At 49.0% G+C, this 17557-nt stretch carries 19 protein-coding genes; 12 read left to right on the top strand and 7 right to left on the bottom strand.

The features are described from left to right. Window positions 1-46: 46 nt before the first annotated feature. Genes KU392_RS10100 through clpS form a run of 3 tightly spaced genes read right to left on the bottom strand, consistent with a single transcriptional unit; the run spans window position 47 to window position 4009 of the window. Window positions 47-1327, bottom strand: a complete 1281-nt coding sequence (locus tag KU392_RS10100) for a paraquat-inducible protein A (RefSeq protein WP_246587432.1) — start codon at window positions 1325-1327, stop codon at window positions 47-49. Then, complete coding sequence (gene clpA, locus KU392_RS10095; RefSeq protein ID WP_217735210.1) at window positions 1327-3627, bottom strand: ATP-dependent Clp protease ATP-binding subunit ClpA; 2301 nt, start codon at window positions 3625-3627, stop codon at window positions 1327-1329. The genes KU392_RS10100 and clpA overlap by 1 nt, the downstream gene beginning before the upstream one ends. A 52-nt stretch (window positions 3628-3679) precedes the next feature. Further along, entirely contained in the window at window positions 3680-4009 is a 330-nt protein-coding gene (gene clpS, locus KU392_RS10090) for an ATP-dependent Clp protease adapter ClpS (RefSeq protein ID WP_371808415.1), read from the bottom strand. A 242-nt stretch (window positions 4010-4251) separates the two neighbouring features. Here clpS and KU392_RS10085 point away from each other — a divergent pair, with 242 nt between their 5' ends. From KU392_RS10085 to KU392_RS10075, 3 genes are read left to right on the top strand one after another with little or no spacing between them, the layout of a single operon-like run. Next, on the top strand, window positions 4252-4497 hold the full coding sequence (locus KU392_RS10085; protein WP_169294946.1) for a cold-shock protein: 246 nt from the start codon (window positions 4252-4254) through the stop codon (window positions 4495-4497). Window positions 4498-4510: 13 nt separating this feature from the next. Continuing rightward, window positions 4511-4990, top strand: a complete 480-nt coding sequence (locus KU392_RS10080) for a DUF192 domain-containing protein (RefSeq protein WP_169294947.1) — start codon at window positions 4511-4513, stop codon at window positions 4988-4990. Window positions 4991-5023: 33 nt separating this feature from the next. Further along, entirely contained in the window at window positions 5024-5365 is a 342-nt protein-coding gene (locus KU392_RS10075) for a hypothetical protein (protein WP_169294948.1), read from the top strand. Between the two features lie 92 nt (window positions 5366-5457). Here KU392_RS10075 and sodB read toward each other — a convergent pair whose 3' ends face one another. Then, the gene (sodB, locus tag KU392_RS10070) at window positions 5458-6036 is read right to left on the bottom strand and encodes a superoxide dismutase [Fe] (protein ID WP_169294949.1); all 579 of its coding nucleotides are present in this window, start codon (window positions 6034-6036) and stop codon (window positions 5458-5460) included. 35 nt (window positions 6037-6071) lie between these two features. Next, the gene (xseA, locus tag KU392_RS10065) at window positions 6072-7430 is read right to left on the bottom strand and encodes an exodeoxyribonuclease VII large subunit (protein WP_217735209.1); all 1359 of its coding nucleotides are present in this window, start codon (window positions 7428-7430) and stop codon (window positions 6072-6074) included. 381 nt (window positions 7431-7811) lie between these two features. Here xseA and lpxK point away from each other — a divergent pair, with 381 nt between their 5' ends. The 7 genes from lpxK to rpsT all read left to right on the top strand — a co-directional run bounded on the left by lpxK (window position 7812) and on the right by rpsT (window position 13456). Then, entirely contained in the window at window positions 7812-8870 is a 1059-nt protein-coding gene (gene lpxK, locus KU392_RS10060; RefSeq protein WP_217735208.1) for a tetraacyldisaccharide 4'-kinase, read from the top strand. A 20-nt stretch (window positions 8871-8890) separates the two neighbouring features. After that, on the top strand, window positions 8891-9079 hold the full coding sequence (locus tag KU392_RS10055; protein ID WP_169294952.1) for a Trm112 family protein: 189 nt from the start codon (window positions 8891-8893) through the stop codon (window positions 9077-9079). After that, a complete protein-coding gene (gene kdsB / locus KU392_RS10050; protein WP_217735207.1) occupies window positions 9076-9840 on the top strand; it encodes a 3-deoxy-manno-octulosonate cytidylyltransferase in 765 nt (254 codons plus the stop codon). Before KU392_RS10055 ends, kdsB begins: the two co-directional genes overlap by 4 nt. Before the next feature lie 72 nt (window positions 9841-9912). Beyond that, on the top strand, window positions 9913-10569 hold the full coding sequence (gene adk, locus KU392_RS10045; RefSeq protein ID WP_169294954.1) for an adenylate kinase: 657 nt from the start codon (window positions 9913-9915) through the stop codon (window positions 10567-10569). A gap of 16 nt (window positions 10570-10585) precedes the next feature. Beyond that, window positions 10586-11344: a 3-hydroxyacyl-CoA dehydrogenase gene (locus tag KU392_RS10040; RefSeq protein ID WP_217735206.1), complete on the top strand. Its 759-nt coding sequence runs from the start codon at window positions 10586-10588 to the stop codon at window positions 11342-11344. A gap of 92 nt (window positions 11345-11436) precedes the next feature. After that, a complete protein-coding gene (gene murJ / locus KU392_RS10035; RefSeq protein WP_169294956.1) occupies window positions 11437-13053 on the top strand; it encodes a murein biosynthesis integral membrane protein MurJ in 1617 nt (538 codons plus the stop codon). A 139-nt stretch (window positions 13054-13192) separates the two neighbouring features. Next, the gene (rpsT, locus tag KU392_RS10030; RefSeq protein ID WP_169294957.1) at window positions 13193-13456 is read left to right on the top strand and encodes a 30S ribosomal protein S20; all 264 of its coding nucleotides are present in this window, start codon (window positions 13193-13195) and stop codon (window positions 13454-13456) included. A 61-nt stretch (window positions 13457-13517) separates the two neighbouring features. Here the strand turns inward: rpsT and KU392_RS10025 are convergent, their stop codons facing one another. Next, window positions 13518-13832: a DUF3579 domain-containing protein gene (locus tag KU392_RS10025; protein ID WP_169294958.1), complete on the bottom strand. Its 315-nt coding sequence runs from the start codon at window positions 13830-13832 to the stop codon at window positions 13518-13520. 154 nt (window positions 13833-13986) lie between these two features. Here KU392_RS10025 and argF point away from each other — a divergent pair, with 154 nt between their 5' ends. Further along, the gene (argF, locus tag KU392_RS10020; RefSeq protein WP_169294959.1) at window positions 13987-14931 is read left to right on the top strand and encodes an ornithine carbamoyltransferase; all 945 of its coding nucleotides are present in this window, start codon (window positions 13987-13989) and stop codon (window positions 14929-14931) included. 56 nt (window positions 14932-14987) lie between these two features. Further along, window positions 14988-16331, top strand: coding sequence for an argininosuccinate synthase (gene argG, locus KU392_RS10015; RefSeq protein WP_217735205.1), 1344 nt, complete (start codon window positions 14988-14990; stop codon window positions 16329-16331). A gap of 52 nt (window positions 16332-16383) precedes the next feature. On the opposite strand, the gene KU392_RS10010 is transcribed toward argG, so the two are convergent. Next, window positions 16384-17511, bottom strand: a complete 1128-nt coding sequence (locus KU392_RS10010; protein WP_169294961.1) for a sensor histidine kinase — start codon at window positions 17509-17511, stop codon at window positions 16384-16386. Window positions 17512-17557 lie beyond the last annotated feature (46 nt).

Here is a 17557-nt window from a genome sequence, read left to right as displayed (position 1 = left end):
GCATAATTAACGCCATGAATAGGCCAGTCTTTGCATACACACTGCTTCATTGGAAAGTGGGTGCTGTCTCTACCGGCTCAAAATCTTCTTTTTCAATTCCGTCATCCACATAGCTCCACCCTTCCCGAATGTCAAAACTATGCGCAGACAGCATCGTGAAAACCACAACCAGGCCGAAGGCAGAAGCACCATGCCCTGGCATGACACTCATGAGACTGCCAAAATTGGCCAGCGCTGCCAGCAATATCACCACAAAGACGTCCAGCATGGACCATTGCCCAATAAACTCAACAATCTGGTAAAGACGAGTGTGCTGTCGCTGAACGGCATAACTGCCTGATTTATCATTGAAGTATAAAACCAGCATAATAACAATTTTACTAATGGGAACCACGATACTGGCCACAAAAACAATTAATGCCAGATCCCATGAGCCCAATTGCCAAAGCTGAAGCACCCCACCCAAAATAGTATGCCCGCTGGCACCCAGAAAGGTGTCAATAAACATGACTGGAAACAGGTTGGCAGGTACATAAAACACAATGGCTGCTGCCAGCAGGGCAAGGGTTCGGGACTTATATTTGGGTTTACGATAATGCACGCTGGCATGACAACGCTTGCAATCTCCGCTTGTGTGGTCGCTCAGTGCCACCTGCGAACAAACCTCACAGGCAAGCACATAATTTCCTGCTTGCGGATTAACCGGCAAATCATTGGCCACACCTTGCTCTTGTGCCAGTTGCCAGATTTTTCGGGAATTGAGTTTATTGAGGAAAGTCAGCAAAAAGGTCAGGACGGCAAATGCCCATAAACCGGTCTCAGGGTCAAGTGACGCCATATTGGCCAGTTTGACAACCGCTACCAGGACACCCAACATGAAAACCGGAATCATGGACCATGGTTTGCACAGCGCTAGCAAACGGGATAAGCTGCGCAAACCAGGCGGGTATTTCTTCCTGTTTAAAAAAAACAGAATCCACGTCAGCTGGCTTAACTGAAGCAGCGGGATCACAAAACCCACCATCAAACACATGCTGGCGACCAATGGAAAACCCTGCCCCCAGGTCACCGTGATTGCTTGAAGAAAGGTGGCACTGCGAGACATGCCGGCTGAGGAAAGCGTGGCAACCGGCATAAGATTGGCAATCAGAAAAACCCATAAGGCCGCAATTGACAAAGCCAGCCAGGCACTAACATTGAGTTTTCCCTTTTGAAGCAAGACAGTACCGCAGCGTACACATGAAGCGCGTTGGCGCTCATGGAGCTGCGGTTTGACATGAAGCTGCCCGCAGTTATGGCATGCCAGCCTGATTGCCACATCCTGCATCAAGAAACAAGCACCTCTTCCTTGTTCGCTTGGTCATCGGTTTTTGAGCCGGGCTCTTCAAAAAACAGGGAGACCTGTTCATCCTTGATGTCAACACGTACCGCCCCCCCATTGGCAAGTTTGCCAAATAGCAACTCATCGGCCAGGGCACGACGAATGACATCCTGGATAAGCCGTTGCATTGGTCTTGCGCCCATGAGCGGATCAAAACCTTTATCGGCCAGATAAGCACGCAGCGCATCGGTAAAGGTGACCTCTACCCGTTTCGCATGCAGCTGTTCCTCAAGCTCGATCAGGAATTTATCCACGACACGCAGAATAATTTCTTTATTCAGTGGTGCAAAAGGAATAATCGCATCGAGACGATTACGGAACTCAGGGGTAAAGACCCGCTTGATTTCAGCCATTTCATCACCTGCCTCACGCGAAACGGCAAACCCGATTGTGGGTTTGTTCAGCATTTCTGCGCCTGCATTGGTGGTCATGATAAGAATGACATTCCTGAAATCGGCCTTGCGACCATTGTTATCGGTCAGTGTGCCGTGGTCCATGACCTGCAACAGGATATTGAAGATATCCGGATGGGCTTTTTCTATTTCATCAAGCAGCAATACGCAATGGGGCTGTTTAGTAATGGCTTCGGTTAAAAGCCCCCCTTGATCAAAACCAACATAACCGGGTGGCGCACCAATAAGGCGGGAAACCGCATGACGCTCCATGTATTCGGACATGTCAAAACGAACCAGGTCAATACCCAGCGTAAAGGCCAGCTGTTTGGCGACTTCGGTTTTGCCAACCCCGGTAGGGCCGGAAAACAGGAATGAACCAATGGGTTTATCGGGCTTGCCCAAACCGGAGCGCGACATTTTAATGGCGGCAGCCAAAGCCGTAATGGCTTCGTTTTGCCCAAACACCACCGTTTTCAAATCCCGTTCAAGGGTAGCCAGCTTGTTCCGGTCATCGGTAGAAACACTTTGTGGCGGAATACGTGCCATTTTTGCAACAATGGCTTCCACCTCTGCTTTGCCAATCACTTTTTTCTGGCGTGATTTGGGTAGCAATCGTTGTGCCGCACCGGCTTCGTCAATCACATCAATGGCCTTGTCGGGCAAGTGCCGGTCATTAATATGACGGGCAGACAGCTCTGCTGCGGCAACCAGGGCGGGAGATGAATAACGTACGCCATGATGCGCTTCAAACTTGGACTTCAGGCCACGCAAAATCTGAATAGTTTGCTCTACCGTAGGTTCAACAACATCCACTTTCTGGAAACGGCGTGACAGGGCATGGTCTTTTTCAAAAATACCCCGATATTCTTTATAGGTTGTCGCACCCATACAACGCAATTTCCCGGAAGACAAGGCCGGTTTAAGCAGGTTGGAGGCATCCATGGTGCCGCCCGAGGCCGAACCGGCACCAATAAGCGTATGGATTTCGTCAATGAAGAGCACGGCATTTTCGTGCTCTTCAAGTTGCTTGAGTACCGCTTTCAGGCGCTGTTCAAAGTCGCCGCGGTATTTGGTACCCGCCAGCAATGCGCCCATATCCAGCGCATAAACACGGGCAGATGAAAGAATATCCGGCACTTCACTGTTTTCAATTCTTAATGCCAGGCCTTCGGCAATGGCTGTTTTACCAACACCGGCTTCACCCACCAGCAAGGGATTGTTCTTGCGGCGACGGCATAAAATCTGGATGACCCGTTCAACTTCCTGGTCACGTCCGACAAGCGGATCGATTTTGCCTTCTTGCGCATTGGCATTCAAATCCTGGGCATACAGAGCCAATGGAGATTTATCAAAGTCGCTGGGTTCACGCGAACTTGCCATCGACTCTTCAGGACGTTCTTCCTTGGGTGGCGGCAGTTTGGAAATGCCATGCGAAATATAATTGACCACATCGAGGCGGCTGATATTTTCCTCCTGCAGGAAAAAAACCGCATGGGAATCTTTTTCACTGAAGATAGCCACCAGCACATTGGCACCCGTAGCCGGATTTTTATTGTTTCCGTTGGATGACACATGCATGATAGCGCGCTGGATCACCCGCTGGAAACCCAATGTCGGCTGGGTGTCCACCTCTTCTTCTCCGGGTACGACTGGCGTATTTTCGTTAACGAATTTACGCAGTTTTCCCCGCAAGGATTCAATATCGGCATCACAAGCCTTAAGCACATCCAGTGCTGCGGCATTGTCCAGCAGGGCAAGCAATAAATGCTCAACCGTAATGAACTCGTGACGTGATGACCTGGCATCAACAAATGCCATATGTAAGCTTACTTCCAGTTCTTGAGAAATCACATCATCCTCCGATACTTCCTTAAACTGCCAAACATTACCAGCTGTAGACCCATTATGTCTCGAGAGGTTCCATTATGCACTGCAAAGGGTGCTGATTGGAACGGGCATACTGGGCCACCATGGCCACTTTGGTTGCCGCAACATCTTTGGGATAAACACCGCAAACCGCTTTTCCTTCATGATGCACTTTCAACATGATCAAAGTAGCATCTTCTTCAGATTTTGCAAAAAATTTTTGTAAAACCACAACGACAAAATCCATTGGCGTGTAATCATCATTAAGCAATAACACCTGATAAAAAGGTGGTGGCGCGAGTTTTGCCTTTTGCTTCTCGGTCACAAGTCCAGATTGTTGCCCCATTATCCACTCTTGAAAAAACATGTACAAATAAATTTACATTGTAAGCATGATTCTGCCTGTTATTTCACTTATATACAAATAACGGACTTAATCGGTAATTTCCACTATTGACGAGCCGGTGCTTTAAACGCATCATTTAGATACACTTTAGCGCAAATGGTTCGCCAACCTGGGTTTAAGTGTACAAAGGATAAGGTTATTCCTTTATTATTAGGACACACCTTTATCCGATTATGTTTCATTTTTATTCAAAGGCAGTGCATATGTCAGAAACAACCGAATCAAACGTTCACGTCGACGGACAAAAACAAACAGGAACCGTCAAGTGGTTCAATGATGCCAAAGGTTTCGGGTTCATTACCCCAGACGGTGGTGGAGAAGATCTCTTTGCCCATTTTTCATCCATTCAAATGAATGGATTTAAAACCCTTAAAGAAGGCCAAAAAGTTTCCTTTGAAATTGCCCAGGGTCCAAAAGGCAAACAGGCATTAAGTATTACTGAAGCCTGACTGGACAAGCATAATGCAACGCATCAAGTTAATGGGGCAGCAATGTCCCATTGGGCCTTTTTTTTTCATCATTCTCGCTCTATGCGTTTTTCTGCTGTGCATGTCATCCAGTCGTGCTGAAAACACAGCACCCCTGAAAACACGCAGCCTTTCCATCAATAACATCAACATTACCGCTGAAATCGCCGATACACACGAAACACGCATGAAAGGCTTGATGTTTCGCCGGCAAATGCCAACCAATCACGGCATGCTGTTTGTCTTCGAAGAAAGCCAGCCTCTGTGCTTCTGGATGCGCAACACCTATATTCCGCTGGCCATTGCTTTTATGGATGAGCAGGGAAGAATCCTGAACTTTCATGAGATGCTGCCACTGCGCGATGACACTTACTGCTCATCAGCCCCGGCAAAGTACGCGCTGGAAATGAACCAGCACTGGTTCAGGGACAACAATGTCAAGGAACAGGATATCATACGGTTCTTGCCCCATTAATACCCCGTTTTTTGCCTAGCATTAAGGACGCCCATGAAAAAGGTTTATGCAGCTATATTGACTGGCATTTTTATCAGTGCCTGCTCCTCCTCCAGCAACCCTTACCCCCTTAAACCGACTGAAATCAACAACAGTTCCGGAAAATTACCGGCCCAGGCAGCACATTGCATTAACAACGCATGGAAAGCCCAGTACCCGGCCACAAAAATCCAAAGACAAACCACTGATTTTTATCTTGTCACGATTCCTGGCCCCGATGCCGATATCGCCCAGGCAATTATAGACACCGGCGTTCTGCTAACGGCAAAGGTCAGGCTCCTTGCCATACCCGGCGCCGACCCACAAATCACGCAAATGGTCAAAGACTGTCTTTGAATATATATAAAAACCCCCAGCCATTATGTTACTTCAATGGCCGGGGGTTCCTGACCGGCTTTTATGGCCGGTTTTTCATCGCTGTGCGGGATTTAGGCCAGGTTGGCTGCCGCGAATTCCCAATTCACAATATTCCAGAATGTTTCCAGATATTTAGGACGTGCATTGCGGTAATCGATGTAGTAGGCATGCTCCCATACGTCACAGGTCAACAAAGGTTTGTCGTTACCGGTCAATGGGGTTGCTGCGTTACTGGTATTAACGATATCCAGTGTACCGTCTTCTTTTTTAACCAGCCATGTCCAGCCTGAACCAAAGTTGCCAGCGGCTGATTTGTTAAAGGCATCTTTAAATGCGGCAACACTGCCCCATTTTGCATTGATGGCTTCCAGCAATGCACCTGTTGGCTCACCACCACCGTTGGGAGACAAGCTGTTCCAGTAGAAGGTGTGATTCCAGACTTGTGCCGCGTTGTTAAATACACCACCTGAAGATTTCTTGATGATTTCTTCCAGGCTTGCGTTTTCAAACTCGGTACCAGCAATTAAATTATTCAGGTTGGTAACGTATGTCTGATGGTGTTTGCCGTAATGAAACTCGAGTGTTTCCTGGGAGATATGTGGAGCCAGTGCATCTAGTGCGTACGGCAAAGCGGGTAACGTATGTGCCATTTCTTTTCCTTCCTTTTTGTAAAAAACATATGATCTTAAAACAATTCCTGAGGATTGTCTTTAATGACCACAACATTCTGGATACCTTTTTCCAATTCCAGGCGCAACCTCTGGTTGGCACCAAGCTTGGCAGGATCTCTCACTATATTACCAAATTCATCATAGGTAATCGAGAAACCGCGACCCAAAATTGCACGCGGGTTCATATTGCGTAAATTGCTGTCCAGCTTTTCCAGGCTGGCAACGCGTTTACTTATCTGAAACGACCAGAGCTGCTCGAGTCGTTTTGTATATTGATTGACCCTGAGCCTTTCTTTGGCAATATCGGGCTTATTGTATTGCAGGCTGTTGTTCAGTAATGTGACACGGGTTTGCAAGGCATCTTTTTTCCTGCGAAAAGACTTTTCAAGCGACTGTAGCAAATGACTGTTTTTTTGCCCGTATCGAAGCAACAACTGTGCCGGAGAAACCAACCGGGCAGCCGCCTTGTCCATCCTCATACCGGCCATTTCAAGCTGACGCTGCTGTATCCGGTTCAGCACATTAACAGCATGATGAATGCGTCTGGACAGCTCCTGCCCTGAAACACAAGCCAACTCTGCTGCTGCGGTGGGTGTTGGCGCCCGCAAGTCAGCAACAAAATCGGCAACTGTAAAGTCGGTTTCGTGACCGACACCACTGATGACGGGAATGCTGCACCTGGCAACAAGCCGGGCCAGCTGTTCATCGTTAAAGCTCCATAGGTCTTCTATGCTGCCTCCACCACGCACCAGTAAAAGTACGTCCACCTCCTGACGCTGCTCAGCCTGTTCAAGCGCGCTCATCAAAGAGGCCACCGCCTCCTGCCCCTGTACAAGACTGGGATAAATAATGACCGGCACATAAGGGGCCCGACGGGCCAATGCCGTTAGCACATCCCGCAACGCAGCGGCAGACAATGAGGTCACCACCCCAATTGCCCTGGGAAACTGGGGAATGGTTTTTTTGCGGGCGGAATCAAATAAGCCCTCTGACTCCAGCTTTTGCTTGATGCGCAAAAAAGCCTCATGCAAATCACCCTGGCCCGCCCTGCGCATCATTTCCACCTGAAGCTGAAAATCTCCGCGTGGCTCGTATAAAGAAACCCTTGCCCGAACCTCCACCTTGTCTCCACTGCGAGGCATAAAACCGGTTGAGGCGGCCTTACCCCGGAACATGACGCCTTTGACAGCCGCCCGCTCATCTTTTAACGTAAAGTACCAATGCCCGGATGCTGCCTGCACAAAATTGGAGATCTCCCCCCGAATCCACATCAAAGACAATTCCCGCTCAAAAAGCATGCCAACCATGCGATTCAACTGGGAAACACTCAGTATTTCGGAGACGGATTTGTTTAAATTTTCTGAAAAACTCATATTTCTCGCATGGTTCAGATGGAATCTTTCCACAAAATTTGAAAATCAATAACTTAGCCCATTATTCTGCCTTTTAGCACCGACATGTAAAGCAAAATATCACGAAAATGTCATAACTTATTGATATTAAATGGTTTTAAATATTTCAATTAAATTGCACAATGATTAAGCAAAGCCACGCACAACACGTATAAACACGACATTCCTTATGTTATCAACAGAATTATCCACAGATTTTGTGAGTAGTTACAATTGCCTTCCTAAAAAAGGGATTATAAACTGTCAGATTTTCCTGAAAACCGGGTTGGTTTGCCATCGGTTTTTTTTCGATAACCTGCACAACACCTTTATATAAACCAACCTCAGTCAGGCAACCCAGACATGAAAAAATCCAGCACCCGAACATTTAGCCAATACTTGCAGCAACAATGGTCTCAGGGGGGACTTGTATCCACCTTGCTCACCCCTTTTTCCTGGCTGGTATATTTGCTGGTTGCCATAAAGTCCTGTTTATACCGCAATAAGCTGAAAACCGCTTATCGTGCTCCCTGCCCGGTTATCATTGTAGGCAATATTTATGTGGGGGGTACCGGAAAAACGCCACTTGTTATTGCTTTGGTACAGGCATTAAGAAAAAAAGGCTTTACACCCGGTGTCATCAGCCGTGGTTACGGGGTGAATATCGGACCTGAGGCACGCACGGCCTTTGGAGTCAATGCCAACGCCAGCCAAATTGGCGATGAACCCAGTCTGATAGCAAGGCACGCCCCCATCAGCGTTCACCCAAACAGGCAACAGGCCGTTGAGAAACTGCTAGCCACCTGGCCATCAACCAATATCATTATTTCTGATGATGGACTCCAGCACTTGAAACTGCAACGGGATATTGAAATTGTCGTGCAAGACAACCGCCGGACCGGCAATGGCAAACTGTTACCCGCAGGCCCGCTGCGTGAACCCGCATCCCGGCTGAAGGAGGTTGATTTTATTGTCACCAATCTAAAATCCACACCGTTAAGCCATTTCCAGGCTGAGTTCGACCATGAAATTGCCATGATACTGGAACCGGTGTCCTTTATACACCTTGCAACCGGCAAAGTTATTTCCCCTCAGCAGTTTTTCGACGAACACAAAAACCAACGCATTACCGCCATTGCCGGCATCGGCCAGCCCGATCGTTTTTTTGCCACACTGGCACAACTTCAATTACCGGTTTCACAAACCATCCCTTTTCCCGACCATTACACCTACACAGCCGATGATTTCAAGACCATCAACACGGATATCATCCTGATGACCAGCAAGGATGCCAGCAAATGCAATACCTTTTCAGAAGAGCGATTATGGTCTGTGAATGTGGAACCGAATTTTTCGAATACACATTTTTTTGATCTAATTGAAGAAAAAATCCGTCAGTTGCCGTTATACTCTTCGAATTAACCAATAATTCAAGCAATAAAATGAAAACATCTCCATTAGATAAACTGGTTTGTCCCGTTTGCAAGGGGCCTCTCAAGTACGACCCCAAAGCGCAGGAACTCATCTGCGAAAACGATAAACAGGCGTACCCGATTCGTGATGGCATCCCCATTATGTTACCCGGCGAAGCCCGCTCCCTCTCAGAACCCGACCAACCCGCTTCAGCATGAGCCACTTTATCACTGTCATACCCGCCCGGGCAGCCTCTACCCGCCTGCCCGGCAAAATGCTGGCCGATATTGCCGGCAAACCCCTTGTCATCCATGCAGCAGAACGGGCCCGGGCCTCCGAGGCCAGCAGGGTCATTATTGCAACCGATGACCGGCAAATTGAAAACTGCGCCCGTCAACATGGCTTTGAAACCCTGCTTACCCGGGAAAACCACCCTTCGGGCACCGACCGGCTGGCAGAAGTGGCCAGCACCCTGGGCTTTGACGATACACAAATTATTGTCAATGTACAGGGTGACGAACCCCTGATTGATCCCGAACTGATCAATCAGACGGCCCATGCCCTGGCCGCTCACCCCGATGCATCCATTGCCACCTGCGCTTACCCCATCAGCAGCAGCGAACAGTTTTTCAATCCAAATGTGGTCAAGGTGGTGTGCGATACCCAGGGTTTTGCCATCTACTTTTCAAGGGCTCCCATTCCCTGGGCCCGGGACGCTTTCAACCGCGACCGCTCACAGTTACCCGCATCTTTTTCCGCATTGCACCATATTGGCATGTATGCCTACCGTTCATTTTTCCTGAAGCAATTTCCATTACTTCCCCAAGGCATGCTTGAAACAACCGAAGCCCTGGAACAGCTCAGGGCGCTTGAGCATGGACACAAAATTTACGTGCTGCAAACACGGCAGGCCCCTTTGGCCGGTGTTGACACCCCGGAAGATCTGGAAAGAGTTAGAAATTTTCTGGAAAACCGGTAACTTTTTGCAATGCATCATATAAAATACTCTCATTTATTTATAAACTGATATATTTTTACCTAGGAGGGATTCATGCGTTTAATACTGTTAGGGCCACCTGGTGCCGGCAAAGGCACTCAAGCCAGCTTTATCACTCAGGAATATTCCATTCCCCAAATTTCCACCGGTGACATGCTGCGTGCCGCGGTCAAGGCCCAAACACCCGTTGGCCTGGAAGCCAAACAAATCATGGATAATGGCGGCCTGGTTTCCGATGACATCATCATCCGGCTGGTCAAAGATCGCCTTCAGTCTCCAGACTGTGAAAAAGGTTATCTGTTTGACGGGTTTCCCCGCACCATTCCTCAGGCCGATGCCCTGAAATCCGCCAATATCAGCCTGGACTACGTGATTGAAATCGATGTCCCCGAAGAAGACATCATCGAGCGCATGAGCGGTCGTCGCATCCACCCGGCCAGTGGTCGTTCATACCATACCAAATTCAACCCACCCAAAGTTGAAGGTAAAGACGACATCACCGGTGAACCCCTGGTTCAGCGTGATGACGACCAAGAGGAAACCGTCAGAAAACGCCTTGAGGTCTATCGAAATCAAACGCGCCCCCTGGTGGACTACTACTCAAGCTGGGCAGCCCAGAATGACCCTAAAGCGCCTAAATACGTCAAAGTATCCGGCCTGGGTAAAGTAGAAGAAATCACAAAACGCATACAAGAAGCATTGTCCAAATAACCAATCAGGAGAAGACATGGATATTCAAGGAAAAGTTTTCGTTGTTACCGGTGGAGCCTCTGGCCTGGGTGCCGGCACTGCCAGAATGCTGGTTAAAAATGGCGCCAAGGTTGTCATTGCCGACCTGCAAGACGAAGCAGGTCATCAAATTGCAACTGAACTGAACCAAAAATATGTTCACTGCGATGTCACCAACGAAGCCGATGCACAAGCAGCTATCGATGCAGCTACCGAACTGGGTCCCTTGTTTGGTCTGGTCAACTGTGCTGGCATTGCACCGGCTGCCCGTACCGTTGGCAAACAAGGCCCACATCCTCTTGAATTGTTCCAGAAAGTCGTCTCCATCAACTTGATTGGTTCATTCAATATGCTGCGTCTGGCTGCCGCTGCCATGGAAAAAAACACGCCTGAAGCTACTGGTGAACGGGGTGTAATCATCAACACGGCATCGGTGGCTGCCTACGAAGGCCAAATTGGTCAGGCCGCGTACTCCGCATCCAAAGGGGGTGTGGTGGGCATGACACTGCCCATCGCCCGTGATCTGGCCCGCTCTGGCATTCGTTGCAACACCATTGCTCCTGGCATTTTCGGCACGCCCATGATGTTTGGCATGCCACAGGAAGTCCAGGATTCCCTGGCTGCGAACATTCCATTCCCTTCACGCCTGGGTACTCCCGAAGACTACGCCAAACTGGTGTACAGTATCATTACCAATGAAATGATTAACGGTGAAACCATTCGCCTTGACGGGGCCATTCGCCTGCAGCCCAAATAATCATTTTCAATCCAGTACAATTAGCGCCCATCACCATGTCCCATCATGGGTTTTACGGGCGCTAATTTTTTAACTTTTCATTTAATTTCATCATGAGCTTACTCCGTTCTGCGGCAACCATCAGCGGCCTTACCCTTTTATCCCGAATTACCGGGCTGGCCAGAGATATCCTGATTGCAAGAACATTTGGAGCAAGTCCCCTGACTGACGCATTCTGGGTGGCCTTCCGTATTCCCAACCTCCTGCGTCGCCTGTTTGCCGAAGGCGCTTTTGCCCAGGCTTTTGTTCCCATCCTTGGTGAAGCACGCAACAATCATTCGGAAGAAAAAGTAAAAACCCTGCTGGATCATGTTGCCTCATTGCTAACCGTTACCCTGATGCTGGTAACCCTGCTGGGCATTATTGCCACACCCTGGATTGTCACGATAATGGCCTCTGGCATGACACGCCCCGAAAACCAGACGGCCTTTGAAGCCGCCACCTGGATGACCCGTGTCATGTTTCCCTATATTTTGTGTATGTCACTGGTGGCCTTTGCTTCGGGCGTACTCAATACCTGGCGCAAGTTTGCCATCCCGGCCTTTACCCCTGTATTGCTGAATATCTCGATGATACTGGGCAGCCTTTTTTTAACCGGTTATTTTTCAACCCCCATCTATGCCCTGGCAGCAGGCGTCATGCTAGGCGGCATTGCCCAACTTACCATACAATGGCTGGCCCTGGCAAAGCTGGGGTTGGTGCCACGCCTGTCACTCAAGGTTGGTCAAGCCTGGCAAGATCCGGTCGTTCGGCGTATCGTCAAACAAATGGGTCCGGCAACCCTGGGGGTGTCCGTGGCGCAAATCTCCATCCTCATCAACACCAACATTGCCACCTGGCTGGCAGCGGGCAGTGTCACATGGCTTTCATTTGCCGACCGCTTAATGGAGTTCCCTACTGCCCTGCTGGGTGTTGCCCTGGGGACCGTATTATTGCCCAGTCTGTCTGCCGCCCATGCCAAAGAAGACACCCGGGCCTACAGCCAGCTCATGGATTGGGGTTTAAAACTGGTTTTCATGCTTGGCATGCCTGCCGCACTGGGCATGGCTTTCCTGGCTGATGGCCTGGTCGCCACCCTGTTCAATTATGGCGCCTTCGGCAGCGATGATGTGTTTTCCACCCGTAGCGCAGTCATGGCCTATGCTGTTGGACTAATTGGCATACTCAGCGTCAAGATTCTGGCCCCCGGCTTTTATGCCAAACAGGATATACGTACACCAGTAAAAATTGCCATATTTGTTTTAATCAGCACCCAAATACTAAATCTTATTTTTGTACCGTTTCTGAGTCATGCCGGGCTTGCCCTGTCCATTGGATTAGGCGCAACCCTTAATGCGCTTTGCCTTTATATTGGCCTGCGCAGAAAAAAAATCTATACCCCCCAGGGCAACTGGCTTACCTTTTTCATTCGCCTGACACCGGCCCTGTTATGCATGACAGGCTGGCTCTTATTCATCCAGCAATATATCAATTGGACAGAAGCCAGTCCAAATACGCTTATCCACGTTATTGGCGGCTTTATTTCTGGTATTATTGGCGAGTCTGCTTTTGTATTTCCCGTTTCAAGACTTATTACTCTTGCACTGGTTCTGATTGGATGCGGTATTATTTATTTTGGTGTACTGCTGGCCTGTGGCTTCAGAAAGCATGATTTCACCCGCCGCAAATAAAATCAAATGTTGTTCCAGGCAAACGCAATAATGGCAGACTTCACGTAAATTCGTGTAATTAAAAAGAAATCTTGCAAAAAGTGAAGTTTATGATAAAATAACGAACTTTGCTGAATTAACTTAATAGAAGAATCTGATCATGGCCAATACTGCCCAAGCTCGTAAACGTGCACGTCAATCTGTAGCACGCAATAAACACAACTCCAGCCTGCGTTCTTTGCTGCGCACAAACATCAAGCACGTTCGCAAAGCCATTGAAGCCGGTGACCAAGCCAAGGCAAATGAAATTTTTGTCAAGGCAACCAGCGTAATCGATCGCGTGGCTGATAAAAACATCATCCACAAAAACAAAGCAGCACGTCAAAAAAGCCGTTTGGCAGCTGCCATCAAAGCAATCGCTTAAGTTTGCTTCACTCTGACAGCTTTTACAAGCTGTCGAGTTTTTCAGCAAAAATAAAAGGACGCTATTGCGTCCTTTTATTTTTTTCGGCCTCTATTTCCTCAATCTTCTTCATTGACGTGGTCAGGTTATTATCGTTTGCAAAATCAACGACAAATTTCCAAGCCTTCGGCTCCAATTCGCGCAAGCGCGTATCTACAATCACACATTTAACCCCATTAAGAACATTTGGCACGACATAAGGCGAATAAGTTAGATGGCTGCCCGCAAACCCGGCAGGACGAAATTGTGACATTACACCAGCTAAACGTTCGGCCCAGTCACTGGGACGAAAACGATGACCTTGCTGTGTTACACCGTGAATAATTAGTTGTTGCACTTAATCAGACTTTACGAGAACCCTGTACTTTTTTAAAAACAAATACAGGAAGATGGACATACTAAACCCAGAATTGTATATGATAAAGAAATATACAAATACAGCTATCGTTCTATTTTAAACCATATTCAATTTTCTTTCTCACTTTGTACCCATGACAAGCTCTCATATTACCGGCCCCATGCGGCACTTTTTGCAATTCCAGGATTTTACATCTGAAGAAATCCTGTACGTTCTCAAACGCGCCCTGCTTATTAAAGAAAAATTCAAGCGCTACGAACCTCATATGCCCCTGCATGACCGAACGCTTGCCATGGTATTTGAAAAAGCCAGCACCCGTACCCGGGTTTCTTTTGAAGCGGGTATGTATCAGCTGGGCGGCTCTGTCATCAACCTCACCTCGGGCGATTCCCAGCTGGGCCGCTCCGAACCGATTGAAGACACCGCCCGCGTCATCTCCCGTATGGTTGATATCGTCATGATCCGCACCTTTGAGCAAACACGGCTTGAACGCTTTGCCGCCCACTCACGGGTTCCGGTCATCAATGGCCTTACCAATGAATTCCATCCCTGCCAAATCCTGGCCGATTTACTTACTTTTTTTGAGCACCGTGGCCCCATCGAAGGCAAGACCGTTGCCTGGATAGGCGATGCCAACAATATGGCCTATACCTGGATCCAGGCCGCCCAAATGCTTAACTTCACCCTACATGTATCCGCCCCCAAAGGCTATCAACTGGATCACAAACGGATTGGCAACATCAGTGAAAATACCCTGAAAGAATTTGATGACCCCATCGAGGCCTGCAAAGGCGCCCATCTTATTACTACTGATGTCTGGACCAGCATGGGCTTTGAAGATGAAAACGAAAAGCGTCGTATTGCCTTTGCCGATTGGTGCGTAGACGAAGATATGATGAAAGTCGCTTCTGAAGATGCCATTTTCATGCACTGCCTGCCCGCCCACCGGGGCGAGGAAGTTACCGCTGAAGTGATTGATGGCCCCCAAAGCGTGGTTTGGGATGAAGCGGAAAACCGTTTGCACGCACAAAAAGCCTTGATGGAGTTCCTGTTACTGGGTAAAGACCCCAAACAGTAAGTAAACAACACACAAATGGGTTAAAATTTTGCATCTTTATTGGAGCACTAAATAATATGAGTACAATTTTGCAACACCTGCCCATCGGGCAGCGTGTGGGTATTGCGTTTTCCGGCGGTCTGGACACCAGCGTCGCTGTTCACTGGATGAAAGCAAAAGGTGCATTCCCCTGCGCTTACACCGCCAATCTGGGTCAACCTGACGAAGACAACTACGACGATATTCCCCGCAAGGCAATGGAATATGGCGCCGAAAAAGCCCGTCTGATTGACTGCCGCAAACAGTTGGTTGAGGAAGGCATTGCCGCTATCCAATGCGGTGCTTTCCACATCACGACCGCTGGTGCCACTTACTTCAACACCACCCCTCTGGGTCGTGCCGTTACCGGCACCATGCTGGTGACCGCCATGCGTGAAGACAACGTCAATATCTGGGGCGACGGCAGTACCTATAAAGGCAACGATATCGAGCGTTTCTACCGCTACGGCCTGCTTGCCAATCCAAACCTGCAAATTTACAAACCCTGGCTGGATCAGAACTTCATCGATGAACTGGGCGGACGCAAGGAAATGTCAGAGTACCTGAATGCCAACGGCTTCAGCTACAAAATGAACGTCGAAAAAGCTTACTCCACCGACTCCAATATCCTTGGTGCCACACACGAAGCCAAAGACCTTGAGTTCCTGAACAAAGGCATTCGCATTGTCGAGCCAATCATGGGTGTTGCATTCTGGAAAGATGATGTCAAGGTTGATGCAGAAGAAGTCACCATTCGCTTCGAGGCAGGTCGTCCCGTAGCCATCAATGGCAAAGAATTCGACAATATCGTTGACCTCTTCTATTACGCCAATGAAGTCGGTGGGCGTCACGGTCTGGGCATGTCCGACCAGATTGAAAACCGCATCATCGAAGCAAAAAGCCGCGGCATCTATGAAGCCCCCGGAATGGCCCTGCTGCATATTGCCTATGAACGACTGCTAAGCGGCATTCACAACGAAGGCACCATTGAGCAATACCGTACCAATGGCCGTCGTCTGGGCCGCCTGCTTTATGAAGGCCGCTGGTTCGACACACAATCCATGATGTTGCGTGACACCACCCAACGCTGGGTAGCCAGTGCCATTACCGGTGAAGTCGCCCTTGAACTGCGCCGTGGCAACGACTATTCCCTGTTAGACATGACCAGCCCCAACCTGACTTACCATCCAGAGCGTCTCACCATGGAAAAAGAAGGCGAGGATTCATTCACGCCACTGGACCGGATCGGTCAGTTAACCATGCGCAACATGGATATCCGTGACACCCGTGACAAGCTTCATATTTACAGCAATATTGGTCTGCTCAGCACCAATAAAGAAGGCGAAGTCACCCCCTTCATTGGTCACAACAAAGAAGGCTGATGCCCCATCGGGGATGGCGCTGCCCAGGCATTGCAAGCGCAGCGCTTCCCCGTCAGGTCGGCATTGAAACACTCTTTTCCTGGCGTGACAGCTGTGTCCCAATCCTGGGACCAGGAAAAACAATCGTAATGCGCGTACCTTTGATGGCCGGCTTGCTGACCAGACTCCAGCCGGCTCCATGCGCCCTGGCAATTTCCTGCACTACCTGAAGCCCAAGACCCGAGCCACTGCTTCCCACCCCAGAGGCACGATAAAACGCCTCAAAAACATGTTGTCGATCTTCCGGCTCTATACCGCAACCATCATCTTCAACCGACAGGGAAGGCGGATTCTGACCCACTGTCAGCACAATGTGTTTCGCACCTTTGGCATATTTCAGGGCGTTATCAATCAGGTTGCCCAGCAACTCCTCCAGCAATAAAGGGTCACCATCAATCCAGACGGCGGAAGAAGGCGCCTCCAGCAAGAGATCAATATGTTGCTGGCGGGTTTTAGGGACCCATTCTGAGCCGCTGGTTTGCACCCACTCACACAAATCTATCCGGATAAAGCTGTTTTGCGGCCGTATCCCGGGGTCGGCCCGGGCCAGCACCAACAACTGCTGTCCCAAGTGAATCATCCGGTTACTGATGGATTTAATCCTTTCGGCTCTTTTTCTGACATCGTCGGGCAAAGGCTGCGCCAGCATGAGTTCGGACTCAAGCCGCAAACCCGACAGGGGTGTCCTGAGCTGATGGGCTGCATGACCAATAAAGCGCCTTTGCGCCGCCATCGACTCATCAAGCCTTCTGAACAGTTCATTAATCCGCGACACCAACGGAGCAAGTTCGGTAGGCACATTAGTCATATCAATGGCCTGCAGATCTTCTTCATTGCGCTGTGCGATCTGGGTGGAAATAAGATTCACCGAATGCAGGCCGGAACGAATCCCGTACACCACCAGCCAGGCAAACAAAACAACCAGAATGACCTGACCTGCCAGGATTAACAGCAGGATATCCTGCAAATCCCAGTAGGCCACCGAAAACTCATGGGTAATAAACCAGGTCACGCTAAAATCCAGCAGGAACAAAACCAGCAGAGCAGGCATCAAGCGGATAATCAGATATCGCGAAAGGGAACCTTTTGACAAAATCCGGGTATTCTTTTTCAATATTTTCAGGGAATTGAGATTATGCATGGATAACCTTTCGCAAAACAAAGCACCACAAGCCGGCACCTTGGCT

It is taken from the genome of Advenella alkanexedens (assembly GCF_019132845.1).
Classification (GTDB): domain Bacteria; phylum Pseudomonadota; class Gammaproteobacteria; order Burkholderiales; family Burkholderiaceae_B; genus Advenella; species Advenella alkanexedens.
Note: the sequence above shows the minus strand (reverse complement) of the source record. Positions and strands in the feature narration are given on the sequence as shown.